General features: G+C 63.4%; 10 protein-coding genes and 1 other RNA gene. 6 read left to right on the forward strand and 5 right to left on the reverse strand.

Going from position 1 to position 10,579, the window contains the following annotated elements; all coding sequences use genetic code 11:
- Nucleotides 1-17: 17 nt before the first annotated feature.
- Complete coding sequence (gyrA, locus tag ACE3P9_RS09280) at nucleotides 18-2,690, reverse strand: DNA gyrase subunit A (protein ID WP_374493586.1); 2,673 nt, start codon at nucleotides 2,688-2,690, stop codon at nucleotides 18-20.
- A 267-nt stretch (nucleotides 2,691-2,957) separates the two neighbouring features.
- Between gyrA and ompA the strand changes: the two genes are divergently transcribed.
- The 6 genes from ompA to ssrA all read left to right on the forward strand — a co-directional run bounded on the left by ompA (nucleotide 2,958) and on the right by ssrA (nucleotide 7,935).
- On the forward strand, nucleotides 2,958-3,557 hold the full coding sequence (gene ompA, locus ACE3P9_RS09285; RefSeq protein WP_374493587.1) for an outer membrane protein OmpA: 600 nt from the start codon (nucleotides 2,958-2,960) through the stop codon (nucleotides 3,555-3,557).
- 416 nt (nucleotides 3,558-3,973) lie between these two features.
- Entirely contained in the window at nucleotides 3,974-4,738 is a 765-nt protein-coding gene (ubiG, locus tag ACE3P9_RS09290; protein ID WP_374493589.1) for a bifunctional 2-polyprenyl-6-hydroxyphenol methylase/3-demethylubiquinol 3-O-methyltransferase UbiG, read from the forward strand.
- 15 nt (nucleotides 4,739-4,753) lie between these two features.
- Nucleotides 4,754-5,458 carry a phosphoglycolate phosphatase gene (gph, locus tag ACE3P9_RS09295; protein WP_374493591.1) on the forward strand — a complete coding sequence of 235 codons (705 nt, stop codon included), beginning with the start codon at nucleotides 4,754-4,756 and terminating at the stop codon, nucleotides 5,456-5,458.
- Entirely contained in the window at nucleotides 5,455-5,985 is a 531-nt protein-coding gene (locus ACE3P9_RS09300) for a hypothetical protein (RefSeq protein WP_374493592.1), read from the forward strand. Before gph ends, ACE3P9_RS09300 begins: the two co-directional genes overlap by 4 nt.
- Before the next feature lie 109 nt (nucleotides 5,986-6,094).
- The gene (locus ACE3P9_RS09305) at nucleotides 6,095-7,387 is read left to right on the forward strand and encodes a hypothetical protein (protein WP_374493594.1); all 1,293 of its coding nucleotides are present in this window, start codon (nucleotides 6,095-6,097) and stop codon (nucleotides 7,385-7,387) included.
- 161 nt (nucleotides 7,388-7,548) lie between these two features.
- Nucleotides 7,549-7,935, forward strand: a transfer-messenger RNA (tmRNA) gene (ssrA, locus tag ACE3P9_RS09310).
- Between the two features lie 307 nt (nucleotides 7,936-8,242).
- Here ssrA and ACE3P9_RS09315 read toward each other — a convergent pair.
- From ACE3P9_RS09315 to ACE3P9_RS09330, 4 genes are all read right to left on the reverse strand, one after another.
- On the reverse strand, nucleotides 8,243-8,716 hold the full coding sequence (locus ACE3P9_RS09315; protein WP_217045961.1) for a hypothetical protein: 474 nt from the start codon (nucleotides 8,714-8,716) through the stop codon (nucleotides 8,243-8,245).
- Nucleotides 8,713-9,084, reverse strand: coding sequence for a hypothetical protein (locus ACE3P9_RS09320; RefSeq protein WP_045785217.1), 372 nt, complete (start codon nucleotides 9,082-9,084; stop codon nucleotides 8,713-8,715). The genes ACE3P9_RS09315 and ACE3P9_RS09320 overlap by 4 nt, the downstream gene beginning before the upstream one ends.
- Entirely contained in the window at nucleotides 9,084-10,463 is a 1,380-nt protein-coding gene (locus ACE3P9_RS09325) for a recombinase family protein (RefSeq protein ID WP_374493597.1), read from the reverse strand. The genes ACE3P9_RS09320 and ACE3P9_RS09325 overlap by 1 nt, the downstream gene beginning before the upstream one ends.
- Nucleotides 10,460-10,579, reverse strand: a 120-nt coding sequence (locus ACE3P9_RS09330) for a DUF2924 domain-containing protein (protein WP_374493601.1), incomplete at its 5' end; no start/stop codon positions are given. The genes ACE3P9_RS09325 and ACE3P9_RS09330, both read right to left, overlap by 4 nt.

Genomic DNA, 10,579 nt, shown 5'->3' on the forward strand with positions numbered 1-10,579 from the left:
TCGACACGCAGGGCATATCAGGATTCGTCGGCAGAGGCTCCAGCATCGGTCGGGGGCGTTTCCGGATTTTGCTCCTGATCGGCGTCGTCCGGAGTCTCGTCATCGGCCGCATCGTTTTCTACGATGCGCTGCAGGCCAATGAGACGTGCGCCCGCATCCAGGGCAATCAGGGTCACGCCCTGGGTGGCGCGCCCCATCTCCCGGATTTCCGAGACGCGCGTGCGCACCAGCACGCCGGTGTCGGTGATGAGCATGATCTCGTCGTCCGCATGCACCAGAGTCGCCGTCACCACCTTGCCGTTGCGCTCGCTGGGCTGGATGGCAATCATCCCCTTGGTGCCGCGTCCGTGACGGGTGTATTCCGCAATGCTGGTGCGCTTGCCGAAGCCATTCTCCGTGGCCGTGAGCACGCTCTGCGATTCATCTTCGGCCACCAGCATGGCAATCACATGCTGGCCGTCTTCGAGCGCCATTCCGCGCACGCCGCGCGCCAGACGCCCCATGGGGCGCACATCGTTCTCGTCAAAGCGCACCGCCTTGCCGCCGTCGCTGAAGAGCATCACGTCGTGCTGGCCGTCGGTGAGCGCTGCGCCCACCAGAAAGTCCCCATCGTCCAGGCCTACGGCAATGATGCCTGCCTTGCGGGGGTTGCTGAACTCGGCCAGAGAGGTCTTCTTGACCGTCCCCATGCTCGTGGACATGAACACGAAGCGATCATTCGGGAAGGTCCGCATCTCGCCGGTGAGCGGCAGCACCACCGTGATCTTCTCGCCCTCTTCGAGCGGGAACATGTTGACGATCGGACGCCCGCGCGAGCCACGGCTTCCGGTCGGCACTTCCCAGACCTTGAGCCAGTACAGTCGCCCCCGGTTGGAGAAGCACAGCATGTAGTCGTGCGTGTTGGCGATGAACAGCTGATCGATCCAGTCGTCTTCCTTGGTGGAAGTCGCCAGCTTGCCACGTCCCCCGCGCTTCTGGGAGCGGTACTCGGACAGGGGCTGGCTCTTGATGTAACCCGAGTGGGACAGCGTCACCACCATGTCGGTGGGCGTGATCAGATCCTCGGTTCCCAGCTCCTGGGCGTTGTGCTCGATCTGGCTGCGCCGCACGCCGATCTTGTTCTGCCCGAACTCGTTCTTCAGGGCCACGAGCTCCTCGGCAATGATGGTGCTCACCCGTTCCGGGCGAGCCAGAATGTCGAGCAGATCCTCGATCTCGGCCATCACATCCTTGTACTCGGCAACGATCTTGTCCTGCTCCAGACCCGTGAGGCGCTGCAGGCGCATCTGCAGGATTTCCTGTGCCTGCACCTCGCTCAGGCGGTACAGCCCATCCTGCTGCAGCCCGAACTGGCGTGCCAGCCCTTCGGGGCGGTAGTCGTCGGCAGTGATGACCGATCCGTCGGTGCGCGCGCGCGTCAGCATCTCGCGCACGAGGCTGCTGTCCCAGCTGCGGGCCATCAGCTCCGCCTTGGCCACCGGAGGCGTGGGCGACTCGCGGATGATGCGGATGAACTCGTCGATGTTGGCCAGCGCCACTGCCAGCCCTTCGAGCACATGCCCGCGCTCGCGCGCCTTGCGCAGGGTGTACACCGTGCGGCGTGTCACCACCTCGCGGCGGTGCTGCAGGAAGATGCGCACCAGGTCCTTGAGGTTGCACAGGCGGGGCTGGCCATCGACCAGCGCCACCATGTTCACGCCGAACGTATCCTGGAGCTGCGTCTGCTTGTAGAGGTTGTTGAGCACCACCTCGGGCAGCTCGCCGCGCTTGAGCTCGATCACCAGCCGCATGCCGGACTTGTCGGACTCGTCCTGGATGTGGCTGATGCCCTCGATCTTCTTCTCGTGCACCAGCTCGGCAATGCGTTCCTGCAGCGTCTTCTTGTTGACCTGGTAGGGCAGCTCGTCGACGATGATGGCCTGACGCTGCCCGCGGTCGATGTCCTCGAAGTGACACTTTGCCCGCATCACCACGCGCCCACGGCCGGTGCGATAACCCTCCCGCACCCCCTGCATGCCGTAGATGATGCCGGCAGTCGGGAAGTCGGGCGCCGGGACGATCTCCATGAGCTCGTCGATGGTCGCATCGGGGTGTGCCAGCAGATGCAGGCAGGCATCCACCACCTCGTTGAGGTTGTGGGGAGGGATGTTGGTGGCCATGCCCACGGCAATGCCTGCAGAGCCGTTGACCAGCAGATTCGGCAGGCGGCTCGGCAGCACCAGGGGTTCCTGTTCGCTGCCGTCATAGTTGGGGCCGAAATCGACGGTTTCCTTGTCGATGTCCGCCAGCATCTCGTGGGCGATCTTGGCCAGCCGGATCTCGGTGTACCGCATGGCAGCCGCACCGTCGCCGTCGACCGAGCCGAAGTTGCCCTGTCCGTCCACCAGCATGTGCCGCAGCGAGAAATCCTGCGCCATGCGCACGATGGTGTCGTACACGGCAATGTCGCCGTGCGGGTGATATTTACCGATCACATCGCCTACAATGCGGGCCGACTTCTTGTACGGACGGTTCCAGTCGTTGCTCAGCTCGTGCATGGCATAGAGCACCCTTCGGTGCACCGGCTTGAGTCCGTCGCGCGCGTCGGGGAGCGCACGCCCCACGATCACGCTCATGGCGTAATCGAGATAACTGCGCCGCATTTCCTCTTCGAGGCTGACGGGCAGTGTTTCCTTGGCAAATTCTGTCATGCGAAAACCGGTTCTTGATGCATTTTCTTGATGCGTACCATTCTAGCGGTATCGGAGATGCGGTATATTCGGGCCATTGCCATGCAGGCTTGTGGCAATGTGGCAACAACAGATTGCTTTCCCCTGAGGGGCCACGCCGGGGCCCACGAAGTGCGGTTACAGTGAATGCGTGCTGTGGCACAATGGGCTCGACGGGTTACGCTCGAAAGCATTTGAAACTCGCATAATCTTGCAGCTCCTGCTGTGGTATCTATCAAGAGGATAAACATGAAGAAACTGAACAAAGTGGCAGTGTTGTTCGCAACGATCGCAGTGGCAGGTGCTGCTGTGGCTTCTCCCTCCACCACGAACAGCGACAACTGGCGTAACAGCCATGGCAACCTCCAGTGGAAGAACGGCACCAACGAACTGTGCTGGCGCGACAGCTCCTGGACGCCCGCTACCGCAGCTCCTGGTTGCGATGGCGCCGTGGTGGCCCAGCCTGCTCCTGCTCCCACTCCTGCTCCTGCCGCAGTGGCCAGCAAGGTGACCTATGCTGCCGACGCATTCTTCGACTTCGACAAGTCCATCATCAAGCCCGCTGGCAAGGCTACCCTGAACGATCTGGCTGACAAGATCAAGGGTCTGAACCTCGAAGCCGTGATCGCCACCGGCCACACCGACTCCATCGGTACCGTGGAATACAACAAGAAGCTCTCCCTGCGTCGCGCCAATGCCGTGAAGAGCTATCTGGTGTCTCGTGGCATCCCCGCTGACCGCATCTATGTGGAAGGCAAGGGCGAAAGCCAACCCGTGGCCACCAACAAGACTGCTGCTGGTCGCGCCAAGAACCGTCGCGTGGAAGTGGAAGTGGTCGGCACCCGCTGATCGCAGCTCCTGCTCACGCAGACTGTTCACCGAAAAAGCCCCGCACTGCGGGGCTTTTTTCATGCCTCTCGCAGGTTGACATCTGCCGTCTCTGCAGTTTCTGTCTGCACCATGCATGCACCCATGCGCATGGGATGCATGGGGTGGGGTCCCCGGGGGAGGGCTTTCTTGTATTCTGAGCCTGCACCAGCCGCATGGTCCAGCGAGTGAGACAGGGAGCTCGGGGCTTTGCGGCCACATGCAGAAAGAGCCTTGCGTGAAAGGAGGCTCTCCCCCTCATGCTGTAAAGGCGGTACAGGCCTATTGTGTCCTTGTTCTGTAGGGCGGAGCCTCGATTGCGCCAGTCAGACGGTGGGGCTGCTTTCTGCAGCGCGCCGTGACGGGAGGGAATGTCCTTTTGGGGCACAATGCATGCCATGGAACGATCCTTTCTGACTTCTTCTCCATCCTCTCGGCAGGCCAGCGCCGAGCTTTCTGCTGCTTCGAATGTGGACCCTGCCGAGATCGGCAAGTTTGCCCGTCTTGCCACCGACTGGTGGGATCGCAACGGCGTGCTGCGAACCCTGCATGCCATCAATCCTCTGCGCCTGGGCTGGATTCAGGAGCACGTCCAGCTGGCTGGACGCAGGGTGCTGGATGTAGGCTGCGGGGGAGGCATTCTGTCGGAATCCATGGCGCAGGTCGGGGCAGATGTGACCGGCATCGATCTGGCCGAGGATTCGCTTCGCATCGCCCAGCTGCATGCGCTGGAGGAGGGGGTTGAGCATCTTTCATACCGTCAGATCAGCGCCGAAGACATGGCAGCCGAAGAGCAGGGGCAGTTCGATGTGGTCACCTGCATGGAGATGCTCGAACATGTGCCCGATCCAGCGTCGGTGGTACGGGCCTGTGCGGCGGCCGCCAAGCCAGGGGGATGGGTTTTCTTCTCTACCATCGGCCGCAATCCCAAGTCGTTTCTGCTGGCGATCGTGGGAGCTGAATATCTGTTGAATCTGGTGCCGCGCGGCACGCATGAATATGCGCGCTTCATTCAACCCAGCGAGCTGGTGCGCAGTGCGCGCGACAGCGGGCTGTCGGTGACGGATATGCGGGGGTTGCATTACAACCCCTTGAATCAGCGCTATTGGCTCGATGACCGGGTGGATGTCAACTATCTGCTGGCGTGCCGTCGGGCAGGGTGAGGCGCGGTGAACACCATGGCGGCACAGTACGCGGGACATGTGCCCGAGGTTTCTTTTCCAGAGCGTCGGCTGGTGCTGTTTGATCTTGATGGCACTCTGGTGGACAGTGCTCCGGATCTGGGGGCTGCGGTGGATCGCATGCGTACCCGGCGCGGGCTGCCCTCTCTGCCTGCCTCGGCCTATCGTCCCATGGCCGGAGCAGGTGCCCGGGGCATGTTGGGCGTGGCGTTCGGGATGACGCCGGAGCATCCCGATTTTCCGGAATTCAGGGAAGAGTTCTTCCGGAGTTACGAAGACCATCTTCTGGATCACACCTATGCGTTCGAGGGGGTGCCAGCGCTGCTGCAGGCGCTTGAAGCCGCGCACATTTCCTGGGGCATCGTCACCAACAAGTCGGAACGGTTCACGCTGCCCCTGGTGCGGGGCATGGACGTGCTGGCCAAGGCAGCCGTCGTGATTGCCGGAGACACCACCCCGCATTCCAAGCCTCATCCAGAGCCCCTGTTCGAGGCGGCACGCCGTCTGGAAATTCCCCCGCTGGAGTGCCTCTATGTGGGAGATGACCGGCGCGACATGGAAGCCGCCCGCGCTGCCGGCATGGCCGCAGTGGCGGCCACCTGGGGCTATCTGGGTGAACATGACGTAGCCACCTGGGGAGCTGATGCCCTGGCGGGGCATCCCCGTGAAGTGGCCCGTCTTCTGGGAGTGGCGGTTTCGTGAGCCGGTGGACGACTGCCCTGAAGGGGGCGGCACTGCTGTGGCTGCTCATTCTCGGCGGTGCGGTCTGCGCGAAGACGGCTTTGCAGTGGGGGGCCGCCACCACCTGTCTCGATGATGCGGGCGTGCAGCGCCTGCTGGCCGAGAGTCGACATCACCCGATTCTTCTGTATGTATGGTCGCCCCGCATGGTGCTGTCTGCCGAGCATGCGCACGAGGTAGCGGCAGTGGCAGCAGACATGGGGGTGCAGTTTGTTCCGGTACACGATGGCCGGGTGCCGTCCACCGAAATACAGGAGGCCGTGCAGGCAGTACCTGCACGTGCGGCGATACGTCCGGAGCAGAATGTGCTGGACCACAGCCACCCCCTGTGCGCTCCTGTGCTGGAGCAGCGTGACAGCTATCGGCACTTTCCTACCGCATGGGTGTTGCATGCAGGGCGTCTGGCAGCACGTCCGCTGGTGGGAGCCATGCCGCCTTCCTATTGGCGCCAGGGCATTGACTTGCGGGTGGCAGACCATCATCCATGAGATGACATGACACGGCGTGCATGTGGCAGAGTCGGCAGATCGCCTCTGTGCCGTGTCCATGCGTTGTTCAGGCCACTTGCGCGGGCATACAAGGATCAGGAAGCAGAGCATGACACATCGACATTCCGGCTATGTGCCGCACCCGTCCGCCCAGGCCAGAAGAGCTGCTGCATGGCAGAAGCGACTGGCGGGATGGAGCGTGGCAGCGGCAGGGTTAGGGTTCTGTGCCTCAGGCGCGGCGGTGTCCTCGCCGGCAGGTGTGGAGGCAGGGTCCTGCATTGCGCCCAACACCTTCATGGAGCTGACGGCGCAGGTGGCTGGGACTGGCCGGGATGCCGGTGGACAGAACGTGGTGGCCCTGGGCAGTTATGAGCGCTTCAGCCCGGATGGCCGGTTCGTGCTGCGATCCTATTCCGGAGCGGGGCTGGGCAATGTGAGCCTCATGGAACTGCCCGCGTTCGAGGGACAGGTGCTTCGTGCCTATCGCACTCCGTTTTCCAACGAGGCGTTTCCTGTACAGGGCAGCTGGCGGTATCTGGTGGATACGGATGGCGCGCACTATGGACTGGCGGATGTGCTGCAGCATGAGCGCGGCGCCCGTGCGCTTTTTCGGGGTGGCATGACGGGCTTCTATGCGGCGGCTGCCGAGCTGCCGGGGGGGCGGGGGGGAGAGATTCGCATCCGTTCGCTCAGCTGGCCCAATAGCGGGGGCGACGAACATCAGGGGGAGGGCGCACTGTCCGTGCGCACGCTGACGGTCGACACGCGCTCCCAGCGCATCGTGCAGGACAGCGGGGTCCAATACCTCTGCGGCGCGCGCGTGCACGAGGACGGCGCCATGTATGCACTCCCCATGATCTCGGTCGATGGCACGGAGTTTGCTGCCATGCCGCAGATGCCGGTGCAGGGGCAGCCCACCATGCGCATCTTCGCGTTTGGGACCGATGGGCAGGGATGTCATCTGCAGGACACCTTTCTGCAGGCAAGTGGCAAGACCGTGTTTGGCTTTGCGGATGGCGCGGGCGGCAGAGCGCCACTGGCCTACGAGTACCGGGCGCAGATCTGGTGGTACGTGCGCGCGCTGCACCGTGCCTTCAATCTCGCGCCCCCAGCACAGGGAGCGGGCGATGTGCTGCTCGCCAGCGCCTTCCCTGGCATCACCCGGGACGGGCGGGTGCTCTATGCGGCCACGCGGAGGAGCTGCAGCGTTCAGGGCACGCAATGCACCGACCGAGTGGGCTACATGGTGGCCGACCCGTGGCAGAGCGCCGATTTTCAGGCCTGGCGCATGGCGCATGCCGCCGAGGCGGCCGCCCAGCACTTTCCTCGTTGCGTGACGCGGGAGGACGTGCAAAGAACGCGCGCGGAGTTTGCACGGCAGCGAGGACTGCCCGGAGCCTGAGGGAGGAGGTCGGCGGAGGCGGGGCACTGCGGTACATGCACAGGGGGCAATCTCTTGAAATCGTGTCAAAGGCTCCCATCTGGAGATTCGTGGGCAACACAGCCTGCAGCATGGGAGTCGCATCCCGAGGCAGGACAGGCTAGAATGCACATTCCTTTCAAGGGGCTGCATTGGTTTCGACACGGGTTCGGAAGCGTTGCGGGGCATGTCGAGCTTGAGTCACGCTCGTAAATCTCGATTCAAAAAAGTAACTGCAAACGACGAACGTTTCGCACTCGCTGCTTAAGCCAGCGGGCCTTGCAACAGCCTGTCAATGGGTTGGGCAAGGGGTGGTCAGAGCAATCTGACCATTCCAGGCTGCAAGGTTAATTCACATTGACTGGTCGTGTGCCGTGCTCCTTGGCACGCGACAAGATTCAAGGGAGCTGGCCTGACATGCAGCGTGCCACTGCGCGGCATGACAGGTGAGATCAAATCAGATGGCTACACATGTAGAACCGGACGAAAAAGGCTTGTGGACGGGGGTTCAATTCCCCCCAGCTCCACCAATACCTAAAATCCCAACCCTTATCGGTTGGGATTTTTTTTGCCCGTTCCCCCAGCGTTGGCGCAGTTTTCGAGCCTGGCCTCGCGAGCGCCGCTCCTGCGAAGTCGGCGTTTTTGCCCCCACCGACGCCTCTCTGTTCTCCGTTTTCTCTGGTGGCCACGCGAGCGTTCTCGAGGCCATTTCCTTTGCTGGCGCGGGTTTAGAGGCGGTGGGTTGTGGTTGGCAACTCCTGTAGCGGTGGCGACCGAGTGCCGAGCGGCCACAAAAAAACCGCCCGCAGGCGGTTGCTGGCGCTGGGTGCAACGCGCTCACCCGGGTGGCGCGAGCACGCGCATCTGGTCGCCCCAGGCGTTGGGCCAGGGGCGGCGCATCACCTTCTCCAGCACGGCGTCGGGCGAACCCACCAGCCGTTCCACGACATCCGGGGCCAGTAGCGTCAGCCGCATGACCCGGCGTACCTGCGTCACGTCCATGCCTTCGGCCTCGGCGATCTCGGCTACTGATGCCGCCCGCTGCTCATCCAGCAGGCGTTGCCAGTGGTGCGCCAGTCCGAGTGCCCGCATCAACGCGGTGTCCTGCGCGGCCGACCGGGCTTCCCGCTCCCGGGTGGCCTCGGACAGAAATTCCTGCGGCGCGTCCAAGGGCGTGATGACCTGCTTCTTCAGCCCCCGCTTCACCAGCGTCCAGGGCACGAAGGTTTCCAGTTGCACGCCGCCTGCCGGGTTCGGCAGTTGATAGGTGACCGGATCACCCTTGAACCGGCCCCGGTGCTTCTTGCTCATGCGTCCTCCTCAAAGCGCTTCACGATCTGGCGTTGCGCCTCCCAATCCACCGGCAGCGGGTTGCGCTGGAACCAGATCAGGTTCATCCGGCGCGGCTGCCGCCCGGCCATCAGCAGTTCGAGGATGTCAGGCGCGAGCAGGGTCAGGCGCATCAGCTCGTTGGGCACCGAGGGGTGCAGTCCTTCGGCTCGGGCAATGTCTGACCCACTCTTCATCACACCGGTGTCCACGAGGTGCTGCCAGTAGAAACCGCGTGCCACCCCCTCCAGCAGCGTCACATCGTGGACGTGACGGTCGTCGGCGGCCACGCGCCGCGCGCCCCGGCGACGAAATGTCAGGGGTACAAAGGTTTCCAGTGTGTCGTCCATCAGGCTTCGACCTCCACCAGTTCCGCGCCGATGCCCCTCGGGGCGAACTCGCCGATCAGGGCGTCCCAGCCCAGTTCCCGCCACTTCACCTTGATGCCCTGCACCTCGCCGACGTGGACGAGGTCGATGCGCTCGATCATCAGGTTGGCGATGCGGTGACGCTCCACCGGGAACAACTGATCCCACACGTCGTTGAGCCGTCCCATCGCCATCACCGTGGTGGCCTCGTCGATCTGACCGCCGTTGCGGTGGATATGGCGCACCACCGATGCGATGGATTCCGGGCTGGTCAGCACGGTGCGGATCTGGGCTACCACCGCCGCCTCAATCTCCGGCGCGGGCAGGCGCTCATAACTCTTGCCCGGTGCCCCGAACCTGCTTTCCGACTTGGACACGTAGTAGTGGTACTTGCGCCCGTTCTTGCGCGAGTAGGTCGGGTACATCCGTTCGCCCGAGGGGGCGTACAGTAGGCCGCGCAGCAAAGCGTCGGTGCGCGACCGGATCTTGGTTTCCACCGACCGGGCGTGCCCATCCCTCGCCAGCACCGCGTGAACCTTGTCCCAAAGCTCCTGGTCGATGATTGGCGGGTGAGCGCCGGGGTACCAGTTCCCCTTGTGCGACAACTCACCCAGGTAGATGCGGTTGCGCAACAACTTGTGCAGGTACTTCTTATCGATGCGCGTGCCGCTGCGGGTCTGGCCCTCCTGCGTCGTCCAGGCCTTGGTCGTGATGCCGTCGGCAGTCAGATTGACGGCGATCTGGGTTGGAGAACCAATGGTCAGCATCTCCTCGAAGATGCGACGCACCACCGCCGCCTCGGCCTCGTTGATGACCAACAGGCGGTTGTCGACGTCGTAACCCAGGGGCGGGACGCCGCCCATCCACATCCCTTTGCGCTTGGCGGCGGCGATCTTGTCGCGGATGCGCTCGCCGGTGACCTCGCGCTCAAACTGGGCGAAGGACAGCAGGACGTTGAGCATCAGCCGACCCATCGAGGTGGTGGTGTTGAACTGCTGGGTGACCGACACAAAGGACATCCCGTGGCGTTCGAACACTTCAACCATCTTGGAGAAGTCGGCCAAGCTGCGCGTCAGGCGGTCGATCTTGTAGACCACCACGATGTCGATCTGGCCGCGCTCGATGTCCGCCATCAGGCGTTTCAGCCCGGGTCGATCCGTGTTGCCGCCGGAGAAGCCGGGGTCGTCGTAGTCGTCGGCCACCGGAATCCATCCTTCGGATCGCTGGCTGGCCACAAAAGCGTGGCCCGCCTCCTTCTGCGCGTCGATGGAGTTGAACTCCTGGTCAAGCCGTTCATCCGAGGACACTCGGCAGTAGACGGCGCAGCGCTTGCGGGCGCGGGTAGCGGCAATCTCGCTCATCGCGCACCTCCCTTGCTCAGGCCAAAGAACAGCGGCCCCGACCAGTGCGCGCCCGTGATGTGGCGGGCCACCGCCGTCAGGCTCTTGAAGTTGCGCCCCTGGTACTCAAACAGCCC

The organism is Allobrachymonas sp., assembly GCF_041912815.1.
GTDB lineage: Bacteria > Pseudomonadota > Gammaproteobacteria > Burkholderiales > Burkholderiaceae_C > Brachymonas.